The organism is Acidovorax sp. ACV01 (assembly GCF_014851495.1).
Taxonomy (GTDB): Bacteria; Pseudomonadota; Gammaproteobacteria; order Burkholderiales; family Burkholderiaceae_C; genus Acidovorax; species Acidovorax radicis.
In genome coordinates, this window is the sequence record NZ_JACUZT010000004.1 from 257599 (window position 1) to 280894 (window position 23296).

27 protein-coding genes and 1 tRNA gene are annotated in these 23296 nt (G+C 62.2%); 8 read left to right on the forward strand and 20 right to left on the reverse strand.

Translation table 11 applies throughout. From position 1 onward, the window contains the following. Position 1 precedes the first annotated feature (1 nt). The 5 genes from IB243_RS13770 (at position 2) to IB243_RS13790 (ending at position 3836) form a co-directional block, all read left to right on the forward strand. Positions 2-1219, forward strand: a complete 1218-nt coding sequence (locus tag IB243_RS13770) for a type II secretion system F family protein (RefSeq protein ID WP_057228868.1) — start codon at positions 2-4, stop codon at positions 1217-1219. Continuing rightward, positions 1219-2100 (forward strand): A24 family peptidase, encoded by an 882-nt coding sequence (locus IB243_RS13775; protein ID WP_192427738.1) that lies wholly within the window; start codon positions 1219-1221, stop codon positions 2098-2100. Before IB243_RS13770 ends, IB243_RS13775 begins: the two co-directional genes overlap by 1 nt. Positions 2101-2103: 3 nt before the next feature. After that, a complete protein-coding gene (gene coaE, locus IB243_RS13780) occupies positions 2104-2724 on the forward strand; it encodes a dephospho-CoA kinase (RefSeq protein ID WP_192427740.1) in 621 nt (206 codons plus the stop codon). A gap of 85 nt (positions 2725-2809) precedes the next feature. Next, a complete protein-coding gene (gene zapD, locus IB243_RS13785; RefSeq protein WP_010462020.1) occupies positions 2810-3565 on the forward strand; it encodes a cell division protein ZapD in 756 nt (251 codons plus the stop codon). A 52-nt stretch (positions 3566-3617) separates the two neighbouring features. Next, on the forward strand, positions 3618-3836 hold the full coding sequence (locus tag IB243_RS13790) for a DNA gyrase inhibitor YacG (RefSeq protein WP_192427742.1): 219 nt from the start codon (positions 3618-3620) through the stop codon (positions 3834-3836). 95 nt (positions 3837-3931) lie between these two features. Here IB243_RS13790 and IB243_RS13795 read toward each other — a convergent pair whose 3' ends face one another. The 5 genes from IB243_RS13795 to IB243_RS13815 form a co-directional block, all read right to left on the reverse strand. After that, positions 3932-4399 carry an NUDIX domain-containing protein gene (locus tag IB243_RS13795; protein WP_192427744.1) on the reverse strand — a complete coding sequence of 156 codons (468 nt, stop codon included), beginning with the start codon at positions 4397-4399 and terminating at the stop codon, positions 3932-3934. Then, positions 4392-5264: an ATP-binding protein gene (locus IB243_RS13800; protein ID WP_057228875.1), complete on the reverse strand. Its 873-nt coding sequence runs from the start codon at positions 5262-5264 to the stop codon at positions 4392-4394. The genes IB243_RS13795 and IB243_RS13800 overlap by 8 nt, the downstream gene beginning before the upstream one ends. A 57-nt stretch (positions 5265-5321) precedes the next feature. Then, on the reverse strand, positions 5322-6551 hold the full coding sequence (gene argJ / locus IB243_RS13805; protein WP_057228877.1) for a bifunctional glutamate N-acetyltransferase/amino-acid acetyltransferase ArgJ: 1230 nt from the start codon (positions 6549-6551) through the stop codon (positions 5322-5324). 96 nt (positions 6552-6647) lie between these two features. Then, complete coding sequence (gene secA / locus IB243_RS13810) at positions 6648-9401, reverse strand: preprotein translocase subunit SecA (RefSeq protein ID WP_192427746.1); 2754 nt, start codon at positions 9399-9401, stop codon at positions 6648-6650. 137 nt (positions 9402-9538) lie between these two features. Next, entirely contained in the window at positions 9539-10522 is a 984-nt protein-coding gene (locus IB243_RS13815; protein WP_010462031.1) for a M23 family metallopeptidase, read from the reverse strand. Between the two features lie 31 nt (positions 10523-10553). On the opposite strand from IB243_RS13815, the gene IB243_RS13820 reads away from it, so the two are divergent. Beyond that, positions 10554-10853, forward strand: coding sequence for a hypothetical protein (locus tag IB243_RS13820; RefSeq protein WP_057228881.1), 300 nt, complete (start codon positions 10554-10556; stop codon positions 10851-10853). Positions 10854-10897: 44 nt separating this feature from the next. On the opposite strand, the gene IB243_RS13825 is transcribed toward IB243_RS13820, so the two are convergent. From IB243_RS13825 to petA, 6 genes are all read right to left on the reverse strand, one after another. Next, positions 10898-10973: transfer RNA gene (locus IB243_RS13825), tRNA-Thr, on the reverse strand. A 51-nt stretch (positions 10974-11024) separates the two neighbouring features. Then, the gene (locus tag IB243_RS13830; RefSeq protein ID WP_057228883.1) at positions 11025-11576 is read right to left on the reverse strand and encodes a ClpXP protease specificity-enhancing factor; all 552 of its coding nucleotides are present in this window, start codon (positions 11574-11576) and stop codon (positions 11025-11027) included. Between the two features lie 49 nt (positions 11577-11625). Continuing rightward, positions 11626-12237 (reverse strand): glutathione S-transferase N-terminal domain-containing protein, encoded by a 612-nt coding sequence (locus IB243_RS13835; RefSeq protein ID WP_007854512.1) that lies wholly within the window; start codon positions 12235-12237, stop codon positions 11626-11628. Positions 12238-12347: 110 nt separating this feature from the next. Next, the gene (locus IB243_RS13840; RefSeq protein WP_192427748.1) at positions 12348-13109 is read right to left on the reverse strand and encodes a cytochrome c1; all 762 of its coding nucleotides are present in this window, start codon (positions 13107-13109) and stop codon (positions 12348-12350) included. Between the two features lie 17 nt (positions 13110-13126). After that, the gene (locus IB243_RS13845; RefSeq protein ID WP_010462045.1) at positions 13127-14542 is read right to left on the reverse strand and encodes a cytochrome bc complex cytochrome b subunit; all 1416 of its coding nucleotides are present in this window, start codon (positions 14540-14542) and stop codon (positions 13127-13129) included. Between the two features lie 11 nt (positions 14543-14553). Continuing rightward, positions 14554-15153: a ubiquinol-cytochrome c reductase iron-sulfur subunit gene (gene petA / locus IB243_RS13850; protein ID WP_035197058.1), complete on the reverse strand. Its 600-nt coding sequence runs from the start codon at positions 15151-15153 to the stop codon at positions 14554-14556. 145 nt (positions 15154-15298) lie between these two features. On the opposite strand from petA, the gene mscL reads away from it, so the two are divergent. Then, positions 15299-15730 carry a large conductance mechanosensitive channel protein MscL gene (gene mscL, locus IB243_RS13855; RefSeq protein ID WP_192427750.1) on the forward strand — a complete coding sequence of 144 codons (432 nt, stop codon included), beginning with the start codon at positions 15299-15301 and terminating at the stop codon, positions 15728-15730. Positions 15731-15911: 181 nt separating this feature from the next. Here mscL and pdxA read toward each other — a convergent pair whose 3' ends face one another. Beyond that, positions 15912-16940 (reverse strand): 4-hydroxythreonine-4-phosphate dehydrogenase PdxA, encoded by a 1029-nt coding sequence (gene pdxA, locus IB243_RS13860; protein WP_192427752.1) that lies wholly within the window; start codon positions 16938-16940, stop codon positions 15912-15914. A 93-nt stretch (positions 16941-17033) separates the two neighbouring features. Then, positions 17034-17795, reverse strand: a complete 762-nt coding sequence (locus IB243_RS13865) for a Nif3-like dinuclear metal center hexameric protein (RefSeq protein ID WP_192427754.1) — start codon at positions 17793-17795, stop codon at positions 17034-17036. Between the two features lie 123 nt (positions 17796-17918). Here IB243_RS13865 and IB243_RS13870 point away from each other — a divergent pair, with 123 nt between their 5' ends. Continuing rightward, a complete protein-coding gene (locus IB243_RS13870; RefSeq protein WP_192427756.1) occupies positions 17919-19070 on the forward strand; it encodes a trypsin-like peptidase domain-containing protein in 1152 nt (383 codons plus the stop codon). A gap of 224 nt (positions 19071-19294) precedes the next feature. Here IB243_RS13870 and tatC read toward each other — a convergent pair whose 3' ends face one another. The 7 genes from tatC to IB243_RS13905 form a co-directional block, all read right to left on the reverse strand. Continuing rightward, positions 19295-20089, reverse strand: coding sequence for a twin-arginine translocase subunit TatC (tatC, locus tag IB243_RS13875; RefSeq protein WP_010462055.1), 795 nt, complete (start codon positions 20087-20089; stop codon positions 19295-19297). Between the two features lie 62 nt (positions 20090-20151). Beyond that, positions 20152-20616 (reverse strand): Sec-independent protein translocase protein TatB, encoded by a 465-nt coding sequence (gene tatB, locus IB243_RS13880; RefSeq protein ID WP_192427758.1) that lies wholly within the window; start codon positions 20614-20616, stop codon positions 20152-20154. A 43-nt stretch (positions 20617-20659) separates the two neighbouring features. Next, positions 20660-20902, reverse strand: a complete 243-nt coding sequence (gene tatA / locus IB243_RS13885; RefSeq protein ID WP_010462059.1) for a Sec-independent protein translocase subunit TatA — start codon at positions 20900-20902, stop codon at positions 20660-20662. Positions 20903-21005: 103 nt separating this feature from the next. After that, entirely contained in the window at positions 21006-21362 is a 357-nt protein-coding gene (locus tag IB243_RS13890) for a histidine triad nucleotide-binding protein (RefSeq protein ID WP_192427760.1), read from the reverse strand. Between the two features lie 117 nt (positions 21363-21479). Next, a complete protein-coding gene (locus tag IB243_RS13895) occupies positions 21480-22544 on the reverse strand; it encodes a patatin-like phospholipase family protein (RefSeq protein ID WP_192427762.1) in 1065 nt (354 codons plus the stop codon). Then, positions 22537-22923 carry a membrane protein gene (locus IB243_RS13900; protein WP_010462065.1) on the reverse strand — a complete coding sequence of 129 codons (387 nt, stop codon included), beginning with the start codon at positions 22921-22923 and terminating at the stop codon, positions 22537-22539. Before IB243_RS13900 ends, IB243_RS13895 begins: the two co-directional genes overlap by 8 nt. Beyond that, a complete protein-coding gene (locus tag IB243_RS13905; RefSeq protein WP_010462066.1) occupies positions 22920-23294 on the reverse strand; it encodes a phosphoribosyl-ATP diphosphatase in 375 nt (124 codons plus the stop codon). Before IB243_RS13905 ends, IB243_RS13900 begins: the two co-directional genes overlap by 4 nt. Positions 23295-23296: the final 2 nt, after the last annotated feature.

Genomic DNA, 23296 nt, shown 5'->3' on the forward strand with positions numbered 1-23296 from the left:
CATGGCAACCGCTGCATCACGGGATATCAAGGAATTTGTTTTTGAATGGGAAGGCAAGGATCGCCATGGCAAGGTGGTGCGCGGAGAAGTGCGTGCATCTGGCGAAAACCAAGTGCAAGCCACCCTGCGCCGCCAGGGCGTTTTCCCCACAAAGATCAAGAAGCGCCGGATGCGTTCTGGCAAGAAGATAAAACCCAAAGACATTGCGTTGTTTACCCGACAACTCGCCACAATGATGAAAGCGGGGGTTCCTCTCTTGCAGTCGTTTGATATTGTGGGACGCGGTAACACCAACGCCAGCGTTACCAAACTTCTGAATGATATCCGCTCCGACGTTGAAACAGGTACTTCGCTGAATGCTGCATTCCGCAAGCATCCCATGTACTTTGACAGCCTCTACTGCAACCTTGTAGAAGCCGGCGAGGCGGCCGGTATTTTGGAAGCTCTGCTCGACCGGTTGGCCACCTACATGGAAAAAACGGAGGCCATCAAGTCGAAAATCAAATCAGCTTTGATGTATCCGATATCGGTGGTGATTGTGGCCTTCGTAGTCGTCACAGTAATCATGATTTTTGTAATTCCCGCATTTAAAGAGGTTTTCAAGTCATTCGGCGCCGACCTTCCGGCTCCCACATTGTTCGTGATGGGAATCAGTGATGTTTTTGTTAAATGGTGGTGGCTAATATTTGGAGTAATTGGAGGTGGATTCTATTTTTTTATGCAAGCATGGCGACGCAATGAAAAAATGCAGATGTTTATGGATCGCGTGCTGCTACGTATCCCTATTTTCGGTGCGTTGATTGAAAAATCATGCATTGCACGATGGACACGCACCCTTGCAACCATGTTCGCCGCAGGCGTTCCTTTGGTTGAAGCCCTTGACTCGGTGGGGGGAGCCTCCGGAAACTCTGTGTACTCGATGGCGACCGAAAAGATTCAACAGGAAGTTTCCACAGGTACCAGTCTCACCGCAGCCATGGGCAATGCAAATATTTTTCCCTCCATGGTCCTTCAGATGTGCGCCATTGGGGAAGAATCCGGCTCCATTGACCACATGCTGGGCAAGGCTGCCGATTTTTATGAGGCAGAAGTGGATGAAATGGTGGCGGGCTTATCGAGCCTGATGGAGCCCATCATCATTGTGTTCCTGGGTACGCTGATCGGCGGCATCGTCGTCTCCATGTACCTTCCTATCTTCAAACTTGGTCAAGTTGTGTAATGGAGATGGCGGCTTGGTGGGGCGCGAGTCTGGGTGGGGTATTGGGACTTCTAATCGGTAGTTTTCTCAATGTGGTCATTTACCGGCTTCCAAAAATGATGGAACGCCAGTGGGCTGAGGAAGTGCGGGCAGTGCAGGTGCTGGGCGGGCAAGAAGATGTGCATCCATCTGCCCCCTCTGACCATGAGCGGTTCAACCTTATGGTTCCCCGCTCCCGCTGCCCGTCGTGCGGGCACATAGTGCAGTGGTACGAGAACATCCCCATCCTGAGCTACCTTTTTCTGCGCGGCCGCTGTTCGGCGTGCAAGACACGGATATCGGTACGCTACCCGTTGGTCGAGATGGCGACCGGGGCCCTGTTCTTCCTTTGTATTCAGCGTTGGGGCATGACGCCTACGGGTTTTGTCTGGTGCGGCTTCTCGGCAGCTCTGATTGCCTTGGCGTTCATTGACTGGGATACCACCCTGCTGCCTGACGACATCACCCTTCCCCTGCTTTGGGCCGGACTGCTCGCTTCTGCCCTGCAATGGATTGAGGTGCCCTTGTACGCCTCGGTGCTCGGAGCAGCCTCGGGGTACCTTTCACTCTGGCTGGTTTACTGGGGATTCAAGCTGGCCACGGGGAAGGAAGGCATGGGTTATGGGGACTTCAAGCTGTTTGCGGCGCTGGGGGCCTGGTTTGGCTGGCAAGCACTGGTGCCTATCATCCTGATGTCGTCGGTCATCGGTGCAATCATCGGCATTGCGATGAAAGTCTTCAGCAGCCTGCGTGAAGGCGGCTACATTCCTTTTGGACCCTTCCTCGTCGGCGCGGGATTTACGGCCATGGTGTTTGGGCCCAATGCCATCCTTGACGCCGTGCTGAATCTTTTGGGACTGTGAACGATGAACCCGCGCAAGCGCCCCTTGCGCCTTGGCTTGACCGGAGGCATTGGCAGCGGCAAGAGCACGGTGGGCAGCATGCTGACCTCACTGGGTGCCAGCCTGATTGATGCAGACCAACTGGCCCGGGACGTCACCGGTCCACACGGCGCGGCCATGGATGCAATCCGGGAGACTTTCGGGGCTGACTTCGTGGATGCCACCGGGGCACTCGACCGCGCACGCATGCGCGTTCTGGCCTTTAGCCACCCCGAGGCCCGGGCCCAGCTCGAAGGGATTGTGCACCCCCTGGTCACCCTCCACAGCAATACCCTGGCCCAGCAGGCCATGGACCAAGGCCATGCCTTGATCGTGTTTGACATCCCGCTGCTGGCGGAATCAAGCCGATGGGCCCGCAGGCTGGATGCGGTCGTGGTGGTGGATTGTTCTGCGGAAACCCAGATTGAGCGTGTCGTGCAGCGCAACGGCCTCACGCGGGAGGTGGTGCAGGGCATCATCGCCTCGCAGGCCAGCCGCGCGGCACGGCGGGCGGTGGCGGACGCCGTGATTGCCAATGACAAGGATTGCTCGATGGAGGACCTGCACGCGCAGACGCGGCAGGTGGCTGCGCTGTTCGGGCTATGATGCGAGCGAAACCGTTTGTGCTTTCACTCCATGCCGTGCGCCACCGGCGTCAGAATACTCCCTGAGCCCCCAGGAACCCGCCAGCGTGATCCTTTACGAATATCCCTTTAACGAGCGTCTCAGAACCTATCTGCGGCTTGAGCAGTTGTTTCGCCGGTTGGGAGAATTGATTCCCCGCTCCCACGCGCTCGACCACCACTTTGCGCTGGTCACGATCTTCGAGATCATGGATGTGGCCGCACGGGCCGACCTCAAGTCAGATGTGCTCAAGGACATCGAGAAACACAAGCATCAACTCGACAGCTATCGTGGCAATCCCTCGATTTCTGAGGCGGCACTGGATGCCGTCATCGCCCAGCTAGACCGCTGCTTCACGGCGCTCAACACCCAGTCGGGCAAGTCGGGCCACTCGCTCACGGAAAACGACTGGCTGATGAGCATTCGCAGCCGGGTGGGCATTCCAGGCGGCACCTGCGGGTTTGATCTACCGGCTTACTATGCGTGGCAACACCACGCACCGGATGTCCGCCAGCAGGCCCTCGAAGAGTGGGCATCGACTCTCGCACCGATGGCTGAATCCATCTATGTGCTGCTCAAGCTGCTGCGCGACTCGGGTGTGCCGCAAAAGGTGGCCGCCGAGCGCGGCCAGTTCCAGCAGAACCTGCCGCAGGGCCGCACGTTTCAGTTGCTGCGCCTGCGCATTGACCCGGCCCTCAACCTGATTCCCGAGATCAGCGGCAACCGCCTGATCGTCTCGGTGCGGCTCATGCGGCTGGAGGGAGACGGCCGACTGCATGCCTGCAATGAAGACGCGGCCTTCGAGCTGACCCTGTGCGCATAAGCTGTGGCGGGTGGGCAGACGGCAGGCAAAAACACTGAGGATGACGACGAGCATGGCCCACTCCACGCACACCAAACCACCCGCACGCACCGTCACCTGCCCCAGTTGTGGCGGTGACAGCGTCTACAGCCTCACCAACGTGTACCGCCCGTTCTGCAGCGAGCGTTGCAAGCAGATTGACCTCGGCGCCTGGGCCAGCGAGGATTTCCGCATGCCTGCCGAGGCCCCGCCCGCCGACGAACCGTATGGCGATCCTCGCCTGCAGCACTGATCCTGGTGGGCGGCGCAACGGGATTTCAAGAAAAACTGGGCCCTAGCGCTTATCGGTCAAGCGCGCATAGCTATTAAGTCAATAGCAAACCACATTCACTCTGGCGAAGACTCCAGGCCACGCTCCTCAGCGAGCCACTGCAGCACCGGGTAGGCACCAGGCAACACCGGCGCCACTGTCAGCGGCATCTGCTGCCACTCCATGGCCTGCCCTTCGCGCATTTCAAACTCACCCGACCACTCCCAGACCTTGCACCAGTGCAGGCGCACCAGGGCATGCGGGTAGTCGTGCTCCGTGATTTTCCAGACGCTCGCAGCGCCGATGGTCACCCCCAGCTCTTCAACCAGCTCGCGGCGCAGCGCCTGCTCCACGGTCTCGCCCGCTTCGAGCTTGCCGCCCGGAAACTCCCAGTACCCGGCATAGGGCTTGCCGGTTGGGCGCGTGGAAAGCAGCATGGCGCCATCGGCCCGCAGCAGGATACCCACAGCCACTTCGGTGTGCTTGCGCTCCGTGGCTGCAGCGATTGAAGCAGGCGTCGCGGAGATGGTCGCGGAATCAACCATCGTGGCGCCCCGCATAGTCACGTGCAAACTGGTAGGCCACACGGCCACTGCGCGAGCCACGCTCCAGTGCCCAGACCAGCGCCTCGGCCCGGGCCGCTGCAATCGCAGCTTGGGACACCCCAAAGGAGGCCAGCCACTGGGCGACGATGGTCAGGTACTCCTCCTGGCTGAAGGGGTAGAAGCTCACCCACAGGCCAAACCGCTCCGACAGTGAAATTTTTTCTTCCACCACTTCGCCGGGGTGCACTTCGCCATCTTCGGTATGGGTGTAGGTGAGGTTTTCGGCCATGTATTCCGGCAACAGGTGGCGCCGGTTGCTGGTGGCGTAGATCAGCACATTCGGCGTGGCGGCGGCCACCGACCCATCCAGGATCGACTTGAGCGCCTTGTAGCCGGGCTCGCCATCTTCAAAGCTCAAGTCATCGCAGAAGACGATGAATTTCTCAGGCCGGTCGGCCACCACATCCACGATGTCTGGCAGATCCACAAGGTCCGCCTTGTCCACTTCGATCAGGCGCAGGCCCTGCCCCGCGTACGCATTGAGGCAGGCTTTGATGAGCGACGACTTGCCGGTGCCGCGCGCCCCCGTCAGCAGCACGTTGTTCGCGGGCTTGCCCTGCACAAACTGCTCGGTGTTGCGCTGGATCTTTTCCTTTTGCCCGTCAATCTCCTTGAGATCGGCCAGCTGCATCGCAGCCACATGGCGCACGGGCTCCAGGGAGCCATGGCCGCTGCTGCGCTTGCGGTAGCGCCAGGCAATGGACGAGGACCAGTCCGGCGCTCCGAGGGGCTGGGGCAGCACAGACTCGATGCGGGCGATCAATTGCTCGGCCCGCTCGATCAGATGTTCGAATTTTTGGTTCATTTTGGGGCCTGGCGCTTATTCATCGTACGCCAACAGCTATCAAAATAAGAGCGCCATTTACGAACGGTAGTCCGCGTTGATGGTGACGTATTCGTGGCTGAAATCGCAGGTCCACACCGTGTCGGACGCATCGCCCCGGCCCAGCAGCACGCGCACAGTGATCTCGCTTTGCTTCATCACGCGCTGACCGTCCTCCTCGCGGTAGGCAGGGTTGCGGCCGCCCTGGATGGCCACATGCACGTCGTCCAGGTACAGGTCGATGCCCGTCTGGTCGAGATCGTCGATGCCTGCGTAACCCACCGCCGCGAGAATGCGGCCCAGGTTCGGGTCGCTGGCATAGAACGCGGTCTTGACCAGCGGCGAGTGGGCAATGGCGTAGGCCACCTTGCGGCACTCTTCACCGGTCTTGCCACCTTCTACCTGAACGGTGATGAACTTGGTCGCGCCCTCACCGTCGCGCACGATGGCCTGGGCGAGCTTTTGCGATACCGCCAGCATGGCGGCCTTGAGGGCCTGGCCCTCGGCGCTGTTCAGCGAGGTGATGGGGGCATGCGTGGCTTTGTTGGTGGCCACCACCACAAACGAGTCGTTGGTGGAGGTGTCGCCGTCGATGGTGACGCGATTGAACGAACCATCGGCCAGCTCGCGGGCCAGCTGCTGCATCACTCCAGGGGCCACGCAGGCATCCGTCGCCATAAAGCCCAGCATGGTGGCCATGTTGGGCCGGATCATGCCCGCGCCTTTACTGATGCCGGTGATGGACACGGTGGCACCACCAATCTGCGCCTGTGCCGAGAAAGCCTTGGGCAGGGTGTCGGTGGTCATGATGCCCTCGGCGGCGCGTGCCCAGTGGCCCGTCTGCGCGTCAGCGATGGCAGCGGGCAGGCCAGCCTCAATGCGGTCGTTGGGCAACGGCTCCATGATCACGCCGGTGGAAAAAGGCAGGATCTGCTCGGGTGCCACGCTGAGCTGGCGCGCGAGGGCAACGCAGGTGGCGCGCGCACGCACCAGGCCATCCGCACCCGTGCCCGCGTTCGCGTTGCCAGTGTTGATCAGCATGGCGCGAATGGGCTGCCCACTGGCAAGGTGATCGCGGCTGATCTGCACCGGCGCGGCGCAAAAGCGGTTCTGCGTGAACACACCCGCCACGCTGGCGCCCTCGTCCAGCAGGAACACGGTAAGGTCCTTGCGGTTGGCTTTGCGGACACCGGCTTCGGCAACACCGATGCGGACGCCAGCTATCGGGTGCAGATCGGCGGCAACGGGGGCGACTAGATTGACGGGCATGGAGGTCCTTCTCAAAAAACTGCGGCCGATTATCCGGAAAACCGTGGCACGCCAATGAAAACACGGGCCGAAGCCCGTGTTGTGTGGATCAGGAAATCAGGCGAGTTTGCCGTGGCACTGCTTGTACTTCATGCCGCTGCCACAAGGGCAGGGATCGTTGCGGCCCACGCGCACGCCCTCTGGCAGCGCCAGACCCTGCGTCTGAGCGTCCACCGTGGTTTCGACCTCACCGGTTTCCGTGGGCGCTGTGTAGGTCACGTTGGCAATGCTTTCGCCGCGGTTTTCCATCTCTTGCGCTGCCTGGTCCAGCTGCTCCTGCGACTGCACCTGCACGGTCATGAGTATCTTGGTCACTTCGTTCTTGACCTGGTCGATCAACTGGCGGAACAGCTCGAAGGCCTCGCGCTTGTATTCCTGCTTGGGCTGCTTTTGCGCATAGCCGCGCAGGTGGATTCCCTGGCGCAGGTAATCCAGCGCAGAGAGGTGGTCACGCCAGTTGGAGTCGAAGCTCTGCAACAGCACCATGCGTTCAAACTGCGTAAAATTCTCCCGCCCGACCTGCTCCACTTTGGAGTCAAAGGAGGCATGGGCCGCGGCCAGCACCTTCTCCAGGATCTCGTCGTCGGTGATGGCACTGGCGCCCTGCACCACCTGCTGCAAGGCAATCGATACCTGCCATTCCTCGGCCAGCACCTTCTCCAGAGCGGGGAGATCCCACTGTTCTTCCACCGACTCGGCGGGCACATACTGGCGCACCAGATCGGTCATGCAATCTTCGCGCATGGCGGCGATCACGTCCGACAGGTCGGCTGCATCCAGAATGTCGTTGCGCTGCTGGTAGATCACCTTGCGCTGGTCGTTGGACACATCGTCGTACTCCAGCAACTGCTTGCGGATGTCGAAGTTGCGGGCCTCCACCTTGCGCTGCGCCGACTCGATGCTGCGCGTCACGATGCCGGCTTCGATGGCCTCGCCATCGGGCATCTTCAGGCGGTCCATGATCGCCTTGACGCGGTCGCCCGCGAAGATGCGCATCAGCGAATCGTCCAGGCTCAGGTAAAAACGTGAGGAACCGGGGTCGCCCTGGCGGCCCGAGCGGCCGCGCAGCTGATTGTCGATGCGGCGCGACTCATGGCGTTCGGTCGCAATGATGCGCAGGCCACCGAGCTCCTTGACCTTCTCGTGGTCGATCTTCCACTGCTCGCGCAACGCAGCCACCTTGTCGGCGCGTTCGGCTTCTGACAGGGCTTCATCGGCTTCGATGGCCGCCACATCTTTTTCAATGTTGCCGCCCAGCACAATGTCGGTCCCACGACCGGCCATGTTGGTGGCAATGGTGATCATGCCGGCACGACCGGCCTGGGCCACGATGTCCGCCTCGCGGGCATGCTGCTTGGCGTTGAGCACCTGGTGCGGCAGGCCTTCCTTGTTCAGGAGCTGGTCGATGATTTCAGAATTCTCGATCGACGTCGTGCCCACCAGCACGGGCTGGCCGCGCTCATGGCATTCACGGATGTCCTTGATGGCCGCTTCGTACTTCTCGCGCGTGGTCTTGTAGACGCGGTCAAGCTGGTCGTCCCGGCGGCTGGGGCGATTGGGCGGTATCACCGTGGTTTCCAGGCCGTAGATTTCCTGGAACTCGTAGGCTTCCGTATCGGCCGTACCGGTCATGCCGGCGAGTTTGTTGTACAGGCGGAAGTAGTTCTGGAACGTGATCGATGCCAGCGTCTGGTTCTCGGCCTGAATGTTCACGCCTTCCTTGGCTTCCACGGCCTGGTGCAGGCCTTCGCTCCAGCGGCGGCCCGACATCAGGCGGCCGGTGAACTCGTCCACGATCACGATTTCGCCGTTTTGCACCACGTAGTGCTGGTCGCGGTGGTAGAGGTGGTTGGCACGCAGCGCGGCATACAGGTGGTGCATCAGCGTGATGTTGGCCGGGTCGTACACCGAGGCGCCCTCGGCGATCAGTCCCTGGCTGGCCAGGATGCGCTCGGCACTCTCATGGCCCTGTTCGGTCAGGAACACCTGGTGCGTCTTCTCATCCAGCGTGAAGTCACCCGGCTTGGTCACACCCTCACCCGTGCGGGGGTCGGCTTCGCCTTCCTGGCGCACCAGCAGCGGCACGACCTTGTTCATGGCGATATACATCGCCGTGTGGTCTTCGGCCTGACCACTGATGATCAGCGGCGTGCGGGCCTCGTCGATCAGGATCGAGTCCACCTCATCGACGATGGCGAAGTTCAAGCCCTGCTGCACGCGGTCCCGCGCTTCGTAGACCATGTTGTCGCGCAGGTAGTCGAAGCCGTATTCGTTGTTGGTGCCGTAGGTGATGTCGGCACGGTAGGCTTCCTGCTTTTGCTCGCGCGGCATGTTGGGCAGGTTGATACCCACCGTCAGGCCCAGGAAGTTGTACAGGCGTCCCATCCACTGCGCATCGCGGTTGGCGAGGTAGTCGTTGACGGTCACCACATGCACACCCTTGCCCGATAGGGCGTTGAGGTACACGGGCAAGGTGGCGGTGAGGGTCTTGCCCTCGCCCGTCCGCATTTCGGAGATCTTGCCAAAGTGCAACGCCATGCCCCCCAGCAGCTGCACATCAAAGTGCCGCATCTTCATGATGCGCTTGGAGCCCTCTCGCACCACGGCAAAGGCTTCGGGCAGGATGTCATCCAGCGATTCGCCCTTGGCCACACGCTCCTTGAACTCCTGCGTTTTGGCCTTGAGCTGCTCGTCCGACAGCTTCTCGTAGTCGGGCTCCATCGCATTGATGCGGGTCACCGTCTTGCGGTACTGCTTGAGGAGCCGGTCATTGCGGCTGCCGAATAGTTTGGTGAGGAAGTTGGTGGCCATGCGAACAGGACCGCCGGGCCGCTGCAAATCAGCGCGCCAAGCGACCGAAATCCCTAAGATGAATTGAGTTCAGGTGGGTGCATCGCCAAGGATTGCAAGCACTGCAATCCCGGACTGTGAACACCGGACCCGCGATTTTACCTGCCCGCTGCGGGCGTGGACGACTGGCTGGGCGATGCGCGCGGCTGGACCGAGGCGACCTGTGCCCCCGCAGCCGTGCCACCAGCACTCAGAAACTTCTGCGGGTCTTGGAAAACACCTTGTACCAGCACCTCAAAATGAAGGTGGGCCCCGGTGGAGCGCCCCGTGGTGCCCACCTCGGCAATCTTCTGTCCTCGGCGCACGATGTCGCCCTGCTTGACCAGCGTCCGGGACGCGTGGGCATAGCGTGTGACCAATTGATTGCCATGGTCCACCTCGATCATGTTTCCATAGGCGGGGTGATACTCCTGCGTCATCACCACCCCACCGGCAGCAGCCAGGATGGGTGTGCCCGTATCTGCCTGAAAGTCCAGGCCCGTGTGCAAGGCCGATTGGCCGGTGATAGGGTCTACACGCCAGCCAAAGGCCGAACCAGGCGCCCGCCCCGTGACAGGTGCGTGGGTGGGGATCATCTTCTTGCGGATATGCTGATCGAAGAGGCGCGATTCGAGCACGGTCATCAGATCTACGCGCTGGTTGGTCAGGCGCTCCAGCTCATCGAGCGTGGACTGCAACTCCTCCATGGACAGGTTCCGTGCGCTCACCAGCACACCTCCCCGGGCATCGGACTTCTGGATATCGGCGGGGGCCATGCCTGCAAGGCCCAGCACGCGGTCACCGAGCGACTCCAGCTGCACCATGCGCGCCTGCATTTCACCCACGCGGCGGGCCATCGCATCCAGGTTGGCCCGCATGAAGCGGTCTCGCTCGGCAAACTCGTCCTTGACGACCAGCCGCACCAGCGAGCCGACAATGGGCCAGCCCTCGCGCGCGCCTTTGAGAAAGACCCAGTGGTAAAGCGTCGCAGCGACCAGCATGAGGCACAGTGACAGTCCCAGCCCCGCCAGAACCAGGCGCGTACCCGACAAGTGAATGGCCCGGCTGCGGGCCAGACGGGCGTCCGTGATAATCAGATGCACTACGAATTCTCCACGCCCGAAGACGCACACCATGAACCGCCGCCACTACGCCGTCAGCCTGCAGCAGGCCAGCGAGGACTCTCCCACGCTGGCGAAGCTCACAGCGCTGACACGCGACTCCAGTGATCGGCTCAAGGCCATTGAAATGCTGATTCCCGCAGCGCTGCGACCAGCGATCCAGGCAGGTCCCATCGATGGGGACTCCTGGTGCCTGCTGGTCAAAAGCAATGCCGCAGCGGCAAAAATACGCCAGTTGCTGCCTGCTTTGCAGGCGCATTTGCGCAGCCGGGGGTGGGAGGTTAACGCGATTCGCCTGAAAGTTCAAACCTGACGGCCTACGCCAGGGGCAGGGAATGCGAGAGAGACCAGGAAAACTGGTGCCGGTTGTCGGAATCGAACTGACGACCTACCGCTTACAAGGCGGGTGCTCTACCAACTGAGCTAAACCGGCGAAGGCTGCATTTTATCGCGGAAAAAGCAGCCTCAAAAAATACCAGAGCCGTTATTTGACCCGCTTGAGGGACGGCCGCACTCCGCCTGCAGCAGGGGGCGGCCGAGGCGCATCGCCGCCCTCCTCGCCATCCTTCTTGCCATCATCGGTGGGTACCAACTGAACCACGCGGTCCTCCGGGACCGACGGCGCCATACTCGCCGCCACGGATTCGGAAGAAGCCAAGGTATCGGCCAGCACAGGTGCCATGCCCCCAGCCCCCCCACTACCGGCCAACACATCCACCGGTGGCGGGAACGCCATGCCCTGGCCGTTCTCACGGGCATAGATAGCAATCACACGCCCCACCGGCACGAGAATCTCTCGCGGCTTGCCACCAAATCGTGCCTTGAATTCGATGAAATCGTTGCCCAACTGCAAGGCACTCGTCGCATCAAAACTGATGTTCAGGACAATCTCACCATCCTTCACATACTCACGCGGCACCTGAACGGAATCATCGACACGCACCGCCACATAGGGCGTGAGCCCATTGTCGGTGCACCACTCGTACAAGGCACGAATGAGGTACGGGCGCGTGGACGTTGATTCCTGTGCGGTCATGGAGGTGAAAGGCAACGGCTGTGAATAGGGGAATGGGGCAGGCCGCAAGTTACTTGCGCATGACCTTCTCGGACGGGGTCAACGCCTCAATGTAGGCAGGGCGCGAGAAGATGCGCTCGGCGTACTTGAGCAGCGGGGCAGCGTTCTTCGACAGATCGATGCCGTAGTAGTCCAGGCGCCACAGCAACGGAGCAATCGCCACGTCGAGCATGGAGAAGTTGTCGCCCAGCATGTACTTGTTCTTGAGGAACACGGGAGCCAGTTGCGTCAGGCGGTCACGGATGTGCGCTCGCGCCTTCTCCAACGCCTTTTCGTTGCCCTTGGTGGCCCGCGATTCGAGGATATTCACATGCACGAACAGTTCCTTCTCGAAGTTGAGCAGGAACAGACGCACGCGCGCGCGGTCCACCGGGTCGCCAGGCATGAGTTGCGGGTGGGGGAAGCGCTCGTCGATGTACTCGTTGATGATGTTCGACTCGTACAGGATCAGGTCGCGCTCGACCAGGATAGGCACCTGGCCGTACGGGTTCATCACGCTGATGTCTTCGGGCTTGTTGTACAGGTCCACATCGCGGATTTCAAAGTCCATGCCCTTTTCGAACAGGACAAAACGGCAGCGGTGGGAGAAGGGACAGGTCGTACCCGAGTAAAGCACCATCATGGTGGGAGGCTCCTAAAAATCAAAAGAGTGGGAGCCCAAAGCGCCCACTCTACAAACAATCCGGCGGCACCCCGAAGGGCGCCTTCTCATGGATCGACGGCTTGTGCTGCTTACTTCACATCCTTCCAGAAGGCTGCGTTCAACCTCCAGGCGATGACGGTGAAAACACCGAGGAAGATCAGCACCCACACGCCAACTCGGACGCGGGTGTTCTGGGCAGGTTCACCCATCCATTGCAGGTAGTTCACAAGATCGCCCACAGTCTGGTCGAACTGCAGCGGGGTCATCGTGCCTGGCTTGACCTGCTCCCAGCCCTTGAAGACCTGGGTCTTGTGGCCGTGGCTTTCGTGCTCTTCGAACACAGGGCGGCGGTCACCCTGCATTTCCCACAGCACATGGGGCATGCCCACGCTTGGGAAGGCAAGGTTGTTCCAGCCCGTGGCCTTGGTCTCGTCACGGTAGAACGTGCGCAGGAAGGTGTAGAGGTAGTCGGCACCCGTGCCACCGTGGCCGGCGCGCGAGCGTGCGATCACGGTCAGGTCGGGCGGGTTGGCGCCGAACCATTCTTTGGCCTGCTTGGGATCGATGGAGGCCTTCATGGTCTCGCCGACCTTGTCGGTCGTGAACAGCAGGTTGTCCTTGATCTGCTGCTCGGTCAGACCGATATCGCGCAGGCGGTTGAAGCGCATGAACGCAGCCGAATGGCAACTCAGGCAATAGTTGACGAACACCTTGGCACCGTTTTGCAGGGAAGCCAGGTCGTTGGTCTTGTTGGGTGCCTTGTCCCAGGCGATGGTGTCACCACCCGAGGCGTGTGCAGCACCTGCCACGAGACCCACTGCGGCGATCAGCGTGAGGATGAGTTTCTTCATTGTTGTTGTCTCCAGGCTCAGTGCGCCACAAAGGTCACGCGGTCGGGCACGGGCTTGGTCTTGCCGATGCGGCTCCACCAGGGCATCAGCAGGAAGAAGCCGAAGTAGAACAGCGTACCCACCTGCGATACACGCTCGCCAATAGCTGACGGAGGCTGCACCCCCAGGTAGCCCAGGATGAGGAAAATGATCACGAAGATGCCGTACAAGTACTTGTGCCAGTCAGGGCGATAGCGGATCGACTTGACGGGGCTGTAGTCCAGCCAGGGCAGGAAGAACAGAATAATCACTGCACCACCCATCACCACCACGCCCCAGAATTTGGCGTCGATGGAGAGCATCATCGCGATCACCGCAATGGCCGCAACGGCAATGCCCGCCTTGACGAAGCTGGGCAGCTTCGCCTTGAGGATGCCGAAGCCCGCACCGGCCACCACGCACAGCACCAGCACGTACATCATCTCGGTGGTGATGGCACGCAGCATCGAATAGAACGGCGTGAAGTACCAGACCGGTGCGATGTGCGCAGGCGTCTTGAGCGGATCGGCAGGGATGAAGTTGTTGTATTCGAGGAAGTAGCCACCGAACTCAGGGGCGAAGAACACCACCGCCGTGAACGCCATCAGGAACATGCTCAGCGCAAAGATGTCATGCACCGTGTAGTAGGGGTGGAACGGCACGCCATCCAGGGGCTTGCCATTGGCATCCTTGGGGGCTTGCGGGCCCTTGATTTCCACGCCGTCGGGGTTGTTGGAACCGACATCGTGCAGCGCCAGCAAGTGGGCCACCACCAGGCCCAGCAGCACCAGTGGCACGGCGATCACGTGGAAGCTGAAGAAGCGGTTCAGCGTAGCGTCGCCCACCACGTAGTCGCCGCGGATCAGCAGCGCCAGGTCAGGGCCGATGAACGGGATGGCGGCGAACAGGTTCACGATCACCTGGGCGCCCCAGTAGGACATCTGGCCCCAGGGCAGCAGGTAGCCCATGAAGGCCTCGGCCATCAGGCACAGGAAGATTGCGCAGCCGAAGATCCAGACCAGCTCGCGCGGCTTGCGGTAGCTGCCGTAGATGAGGCCCCGGAACATGTGCAGGTACACCACCACGAAGAACGCGGAAGCGCCCGTGGAGTGCATGTACCGGATCAGCCAGCCCCAGGGCACATCGCGCATGATGTACTCGACCGAAGCGAACGCCAGACTGGCGTCGGGCTTGTAGTGCATGACCAGGAAGATGCCGGTCACGATCTGGATCACCAGCACCACGAGGGCCAGCGAGCCGAAGATGTACCAGAAGTTGAAATTCTTCGGAGCGTAATACTCCGACATGTGCACCTTGTAGGCGTCAAAGGCCGTGGGGAACCGGTTTTCGAACCAGTTCGTGACCTGGGCGCTGATCGGGGCGTTGGGAGAGATTTCTTTGAATTCGTGGGCCATGTCGTTCTCCGTCAAGCCTTCTTGTCTTCACCGATCACGAGGCGCGTGTCGGACAGGTACATGTGCGGAGGGACTTCAAGGTTGTCGGGCGCGGGCTTGTTCTTGAACACGCGGCCAGCCATGTCGAACGTGGAGCCATGGCAAGGGCACAGGAAACCGCCCTTCCAGTCATCGGGCAGCGAAGGCTGGGCACCGGTCTGGAACTTGTCGGAGGGCGAGCAACCCAAGTGCGAGCAGATGCCCACACCCACAAAAATCTCTGGCTTGATCGAACGCGCTTCGTTGCGCGCGTACTCGGGGGTCAACTCGGATGGCTTGCGCTCCGACTTGGGGTCCGCCAGCTGGCCGTCGAGCTTGGGCAGTTCGGCAAGCTGCTCGGGGGTGCGCTTGATGATCCAGACGGGCTTGCCGCGCCACTCCACGGTGAGCTTCTCGCCCGGCTTGAGGGCGGAAATATCGACCTCGACGGCAGCCCCGGCGGCTTTGGCGCGCTCGGAGGGCTGAAAAGTACTCACGAAAGGTACGGCGGTTGCCACGCCGCCCACCGCACCAGCACAGCCGGACGCGATCAGCCACGTCCGTTTGCTGGAGTCGATTGGAGTGTCACTCATGGGGATCCTCGATGAACATCGCTAGATTGGGGTCAACCGCGAATTGTAGCGGAGTGAAAATGGTTATTTCAAAGTGAAGGGCTGTCTTGACAGGGTACCGCGCCGGGCAATACTCCGGCATCACCATTCAAACAAGGAGCACACCATGGGGATGATGCAAGAGTTCAGGGAATTCGCGGTCAAGGGCAATGTGATTGATCTCGCCGTGGGCGTGATCATTGGGGGGGCATTCGGCAAGATCGTGGATTCGGTGGTGTCCGATCTGATCATGCCGGTGGTGGGGCTGGTGTTCGGCAAGCTCGACTTTTCCAACCTTTTTGTGGTGCTGGGCACGGTGCCACCCGGCACGGCCATGACACTGGATGCGCTCAAGAAAGCAGGCGTGCCGGTGTTTGCGTACGGCAACTTCCTGACCGTAGCCGTCAACTTCATCATTCTGGCGTTCATCATCTTCATGATGATCAAGCAGATCAACCGCCTCAAGCGCGAAGCCCCCGCGCCCGCCCCTGAAGCCCCGGCCGCACCCGCCGAGGACATCGTGCTGTTGCGCGAGATCAGGGACAGCTTGAAAAAGTAAGCCCCCCTGAAGTGGCTGTGCGCCCCCCCCGCCATCCGTGGCCCGGCAGAGCCGGTTCCACAGTGGCGCTGGCGCAGAGCGTGCGGGCTTCCTAGGTCGCGCGCCCAGCATGGGTCATGGCCCACCCTGTTGCTACATTATCGATAGCTTCCAGCGCTTTGTGTTCAAGCGCTATGGCCCACTACCCACACAGCGACCGCGCCATGCACACGGCCTCGATGAGGCTCGTAGCATCGGCCACGCCCTGCCCTGCGATGTCGAACGCGGTGCCGTGGTCGGGGCTGGTGCGCACCAGGGGCAAGCCCAGGGTCACATTCACCCCCTTGTCCACCCCCAGGTACTTCACGGGGATGAGCCCCTGGTCGTGGTACATGGCAATGACCACGTCGAACTCTCCCGCACGATGGGGCGTGCTGCGCGCGCGCATGAACACCGTGTCGGGCGCAAAAGGGCCGTGCACATCCAGCCCCTGAGCGCGCGCGGCGACCATCGCCGGCGCAATCACCTCGGCCTCCTCGCCGCCAAACAGCCCGCCCTCGCCCGCGTGGGGATTGAGCCCCGCCACCGCAATGCGCGGCGCCCGGCCCAGGCTACGCACCAGGGCAGCGTGCGTGATCTGCAGCGTCTGCAGGACGTTGTCCGTGGTGACCGCTGCAATGGCCTCACGCAGCGACATGTGGATACTGACCAACACGGTGCGCAGCTCGTCGCTGGCGAGCATCATGCGCACAGGCATTTGCGCCAACGCGACCCCCTGGTGTGTGGCGGCCTCAGCCTGCAGCAGCTCGGTGTGGCCCGGAAACGCCACGCCCGCGGCCGACAAGGCCTCCTTGTGCAACGGCGCTGTGACCAGCCCCGCCACCTCGCCCCGCAGCGCTGCCCGCGCGGCCCAGACCACACTGTCAGCAGCGGCGCGGCCCGCAGCGGCACTGACCAGACCCCAGGGTTGCGGGCCAGGAATGCCCGGCAGCTGCAGCACCGGAACACAGCGGGGCGGCACCTCCAGCACATCGGTGGGCGCGGTGATCTGCGCCACGGGCACCATCGGCACCCCGGGGCGCACGATGGCCTGCGCCGCGCGCCGCAGAGTGGCGACATCGCCGACCACGAAGCAGCCCGCCAAATCGGCCGGTGCATCGCGAAATGCCTTGGCCACAATTTCGGGGCCGATGCCTGCAGGGTCACCCTGGGTGATGGCGAGGGACTTCATGGCAGTTTTATTTCAGAAAAAAGGCTTCAGCGCTTTACCAACATGCGTTGCAAGCTATTGTTTTAATAGCAAATGAGATCACACCACCCGCCATCAGGCAGGATTGTCGATCTCGATGAACTGGTGGCTCAACCCGAACTGCCCTGCAACCTGCGCCGCCACCGCAGGCGCACCATAGCGCTCGGTCGCGTGGTGCCCCGCGGCAATGAAGCCCACTCCCATCTCCCGGGCCAGATGCGCCTGGGGCTCTGAAATCTCGCCCGTGATGAACACGTCCGCCCCGGCCGCAATCGCCGCCTCGAAGTAGCCCTGCGCACCCCCCGTGCACCAGGCCACGCGGCGGACAGGCCGCTGTGCGGCGGCGCCTTCTGGCGGCACCCAGGTGACGGCACGGCCCAGGACCTGCGAGGCATGGTCTGCCAGTGCCTGCCCATGGGCAAACGCGGCAGGCCCGGCAAAGCCCAGATCGTTCTCGCCAAACCGCGCGTCGGCCACCAGGCCCAGCACACGGCCCAGCTGGGCGTTGTTGCCCAGTTCAGGGTGCGCGTCCAGGGGCAGGTGGTAGGCAAACAGGTTGATGTCATGCGCCAGCAGCAGTTGCAGCCGCTGCTTCATCCAGCCCGTCACGCGGCCGTCCTGCCCGCGCCAGAACAGGCCGTGGTGCACGAAGATCGCGTCGGCGCGGGCAGCGATGGCCGCCTCGATCAGGGCGCGGCTGGCCGTCACACCACTGACGATGCGCGTGATCTCGGCCTTGCCCTCCACTTGCAGGCCATTGGGGCCATAGTCCTTGAAGCGCTCGGGTTGCAGCAGGCTGTCAAACGCCTGCAGAAGTTCGGGGCGGGAAATGCTCATGCAGCTATTGTCGCGCGTGGCCCGCACCCACACATTGGGAGACAATGCTTTCGTCCGGAAGGCAACCGTGGCGCGTCGCACCGATGCGCCCCCTTCTCCAGCCCACCACCTGTACAGAATTTCATGAAACGCATCTGGCTGTTGTTCTCCCAGGCCGTGACGGTGTTCGTTGCGGCCTACTTCGTTGTCGCCACCCTTCAGCCCAGCTGGCTGGGCCGGAGTGCCACCACACGCTCCGGCGCAGGCATTGCGCTGCGGGAAGCCCCGGCCACCACCGCCAGCCCGCAACCGGCGGCGGGCAGCTTCAGCGGTGCGGCGCGCCAGGCGGCGCCTGCGGTGGTGAGCATCAATACCAGCAAGGCCGTGCGCCATCCGCGCAGCAACGACCCCTGGTTCCAGTTCTTCTTTGGCGACCAGGGTGCCCAGGCACAGGCCGGGCTGGGCAGCGGGGTGATCGTGAGCCCCGATGGCTACATCCTGACCAATAACCATGTGGTGGAAGGCGCCGACGAAATCGAAGTGACGCTGACCGACAGCCGCCGCGCCCGCGCCCGCGTGATCGGCACCGACCCAGACACCGATCTGGCCATCCTCAAGATCGAGCTCGACAAGCTGCCCGTCATCGTGCTGGGCAACTCGGATGTGCTCGCCGTGGGCGACCAGGTGCTGGCCATCGGCAACCCGTTCGGTGTGGGCCAGACGGTGACCAGCGGCATCGTGAGCGCACTGGGCCGCACGCAGTTGGGGATCAACACCTTCGAGAACTTCATCCAGACCGATGCGGCCATCAACCCTGGCAACTCGGGCGGCGCGCTGGTGGATGTGAACGGCAACCTCATGGGCATCAACACCGCCATCTACTCGCGCTCGGGCGGCAGCATGGGCATCGGCTTTGCAATCCCCGTGTCCACGGCCCGCATGGTGCTGGACGGCATCGTGAAGGATGGACAGGTCACGCGCGGCTGGATCGGTGTGGAGCCCAACGAACTCTCGCCAGAGCTGGCAGAAACCTTCGGCGTAAAAGCCACAGAGGGCGTGATCATCACCGGCGTGCTGCAGGACGGCCCCGCAGCCCAGGCCGGCATGCGGCCCGGCGATGTGATCGTGCGCGTGGAAGGCAGGAACGTGGGCAATGTGTCCGAGCTGCTGACCGCCGTGGCCGCGCTGAAACCCGGCACTGCGGCGCCGTTCAACGTGCAGCGTGGCGAAAAGATCGTGGAGCTGAGCATCAACCCCGGGGTGCGCCCCCGGCCCCAGCGCAATGTGAAACGGTAAGCCCCCTGAGCCGCTGCGTGTCCTCCCCCAAAGGAGGACGCCTCCAGCGGCCCGGCGAAGCCGGTTCCGCGGTGGCACTGGTATTGGGCACGCGCCAGTTTCTAGGGGCTGCGCGCAGAACAGGGCGGCACGGTTGCTGATGCAACCCGTCAGCTATTAAAAATATAGCTGCTAGCGCTTATCCAGAAAGCGCCAGAGTCCATTAAGACCCAAAATTTTCACATTCAGGGGTTGGAAGCCACTTCATCGGCATCTTCCGGCGCCTTGGTGTGCTTGATGAAGATCTGCGCTGCCCAGATGCCCACCTCGTACAGCAGGCACATGGGCACGGCCAGCGACAGCTGCGAGACCACATCGGGCGGCGTGACGACGGCGGCGATCACAAACGCGATCACGATGAAATAGCCACGGAATTCACGCAGCTTCTGCACGCTCACGATGCCCATGCGCGCCAGCACCACCACGGCAATCGGCACCTCAAAAGACAGGCCAAACGCAAGGAACATCGACAGCACGAAACTCAGGTAGGCCTCGATGTCTGGCGCGGCCGTGATGCTCTTGGGGGCAAAGCTCTGGATAAAGGCAAACACCTGGCCGAACACCAGGTAGTAGCAAAACGCCACCCCGATGAAGAACAGCAGCGTGCTGGAAACCACCAGCGGCAGCACCAGCTTCTTCTCGTGCGAATACAGGCCTGGCGCCACGAAGGCCCACACCTGCCACAGCACAAACGGCAGCGCCAGCAAAAAGGCCGACATCAGCAAAATCTTGAGCGGCACCATGAACGGCGAGATCACCGATGTGGCGATCAGCGTGGCGCCCTTGGGCAGGTGCGCCACCAGCGGCGCCGCCAGAAAGTCATACAGCGCGCCTGGGCCGGGGAAGAAGAACAGGATCGCCGCCGCGATGGCGATGGCAATGATGGCCTTGACCAGCCGGTCGCGCAGCTCCATCAGGTGCTGCACAAACGGCTGCTCGGTACCGGCCAGCTCGTCTTCTTGGGAAGGGGTTTCGGACATGTTGGATTTTCGTGGGCGTCAGGGTCGCCCATGCAGCGCGCGGGGCGCTGGTGGCTGCTGCATCAGTGGAATTTACGGGGACGGAAACGCGCCACACGGGCCGCACCGGACTGGGCCTTGGTGCGCACACCGCTTCGGGCCTTGTACCACTGGGGCACCGCGCCCCGCTTGAGGCGCCAGTTCTTGCCGGGGTGCTTGTAGGCGGGCACCACGGCAGCCTGCGACCCATTTAGGTCGCTGTTGCTGGTGTCCGTGGCGGCCGCCCAGTCTTTCTCGAACTCGCTGGCGCTGGTCTGGATGGAGTTCTGCACATCGCGTGCGGCGCTCTCCACCGTGTCCTTCATCTTCTTGAGCTCATCGAGCTCCATGGACCGGTTGACCTCGGCTTTTACGTCGGACACGTAGCGCTGGGCCTTGCCCAGCAGCGTGCCCACCGTGCGGGCCACGCGGGGGAGCTTCTCGGGCCCGATGACAATGAGTGCCACCGCGCCGATCAGCGCCATCTTGGACAGGCCAATATCAATCATGGGTCAAGCGCAAAGCGTGCGGGTGCCAGTCGAAACGGCCCGCTCAGCTCTTTTGCTTGGCTTCGACATCGATGGTGGTCTTGTCAGCCGCCGGGTTGTTGGCAACCTGGCCTGCGGGTGGTGTGGTGGTGGCTGCCGCATCGGCCGAACCGTCCTTCATGCCGTCCTTGAAGCCCTTGACGGCGCCCCCGAGGTCGGAGCCCATGTTCTTGAGCTTCTTGGTGCCGAACACCATGACGACGATCAGCAGCACGATCAGCCAGTGCCAGATGGAAAAAGAGCCCATGGAATATCTCCTAACGAATTGCAATCATTTTAGACCGCAGCTGTGAACGAATCGCAGCAGCCTTGCGCAAGCCCGGGAAAGGCGCCTGCGCCACCAGTCAGTTTCAGCCCTTGAGCCACGGGCGGGGGCCACCCATCACGTGGACATGCAGGTGGTGGATCTCCTGGCCACCTTCAAGCCCCGTGTTTACCACGACGCGAAACCCGCCCTCCGGGTAAGGGTTGCAGCCCTGCTCCAGCGCCAGCTGGGGCGCCAACGCCATCATGCGGCCCAGCACTGGTGCGTGTTCGGCCGTGACCTGGGCCATCGACGCAATGTGCACCTTGGGCACCATCAGGAAATGCACTGGCGCCCAGGGATGGATGTCGTGGAAGGCGAAGATTTCCTCGTCTTCGTAGACCTTCTTCGAAGGAATCTGGCCCGCGATGATCTTGCAGAAAAGACAGTTCGGATCGTGCATGCGAAATCGGGAGAAAAATGGGAGTCAACTTTTGCGGGACGCTCTGCCAAGTTGCCAGCAGCGCGGTGCGACCAAGAGGGCAACGTACGAAACACCCTGGGGGCCGCTTCGCGCGCTTCACGCATTGTCAGCGATCTTGATAGTCGGGCGCACACCCACGTCCTTTCGGTGCGCGTGCAGCCACTCCTGCCCGGCCGTGCGGCCCAGGGCGAACAGTTTGCGCACAAAGGCCAGGTCCGCGCGGGACTTGCTGTCGGCGCCAAAGGGCGCCAGCACCGCGCCACCGTCAATGCGGTGCATGCGCACGTTTTTGTAGCGGCGCGCATCCAGCTTGCCCTCGGCCAGCAGGCGGCGCACGAACTCGATGGCGCGCATCTCGGCCAGCAGGCTGGCGTTGAAGGTGACTTCGTTCATGCGTTCCATGATTTCCTGGCCTGAATCGGGCAGTTCCAGGTGTTCGATGGGGTTGATCTGCACGAGCAGGATGTCGGAGGTTTCGGTCTGATAAATGAGCGGATGCAGCGCCGGGTTGCCCGAGTAGCCGCCGTCCCAGTAATGCTCGCCATCGATCTCCACCGCCTTGAACAGCAACGGCAGGCAGGCCGATGCCATGACGGCATCCGCGCTCAGCCGGGAGCCCGAGAAAATTTCACCGCGCCCGGTGCGCACGTTGGTGGCGCACACAAACACCTTGGGCCCGCCCGCAGCAGCGCTGGCGCGGCGTACGGTGCACAGCAGGTCAAAGTCCACCTCACGCTCCAGAAGGCGGCGCAGCGGATTGATGTCGAGCGGATTGGTCTGGTAGGGCGACAGCCACTGGCGCATCAGGCCCATCATCGGGTTGGCGGCCGACAGGGGGGAACCCCACATGAGGCTGCCCAGCGTACCCACTCCCTCCCACAGCCGGGTGAGCGTTTCACGCGCCTGGGCACAACCGGCCAGGTGCGCTTCGTGCGGATCCTTGTGCTCCTGTGCGGCTTTGGCAAAGCCATGCGCCATGGCCACGGCATTCATCGCGCCAGCGCTGGTGCCGCTCACGCCATCAAACTGCCACTGGCCATCCTCCAGCAGCGCATCCAGCACACCCCAGGTGAGCGCACCGTGGGAGCCTCCGCCCTGCAGGGCCAGGTTCAGCCGTGGCAAGGAGGACAAGTGCGGCCGGGGCGCTGTGGGTTCAGGCATCCACTGCCTGGTTCTTGCTCATGGCCAGCATGCCGCGCACGATGCGGTACAGGAACCACAAGGAAATGATGCCCCAGGCGATCCAGCCCGGCGCAATCAACAACAGCCACAGGGGCGAGGTCACCACATACAGCACGCCGGCCCAGATCGTCGAGCGGATGCGCCACGAAAAATGATTGGCCTGCCAGGTGCCCTCGGCATCGCTGCGTTTGACCAGATCGATCACCAGCGCAATGACCAGCAGCAGGGCGCTGGCTTGCGCACCCGGCAGCACAGCCCCCACGGCCACGATGAGGTGCAGCACATAGCTGACCCAGCCGACGTTCTTGAGGCCCTGGGCCTTCTGCTCATTGCTTTGCACGTCGATGATGTCGTTCATGGAGCCCCTTCTTCGGCAGTGCGCGCAACGGCCTTGCGCAAGGCTTTTTCCTCGATGCCGCTGGTGCCTTCGCGGCGCTCCAGCTCGGTCAGCACATCAGCAGGCGTCAACCCGTAATGGGCCAACGCCACCATGGAGTGGAACCACAGGTCGGCCACTTCGTAGACCAGCTTGGACTTGTCGGCGCCGTGGTCTACGTCCTTGGCCGCCATGACGACTTCGGTGGCTTCCTCGCCGATCTTCTTCAAAAACGCATCAGGGCCCTTGTGCAGCAGGCGCGAGACGTAGCTTTTGTCCGGGTCACCGCCGTTGGCAGGCTTGCGGCTTTCAATGATGGCCGCCAGGCGCGCCAGAGAATCGTTGGAACTCATGG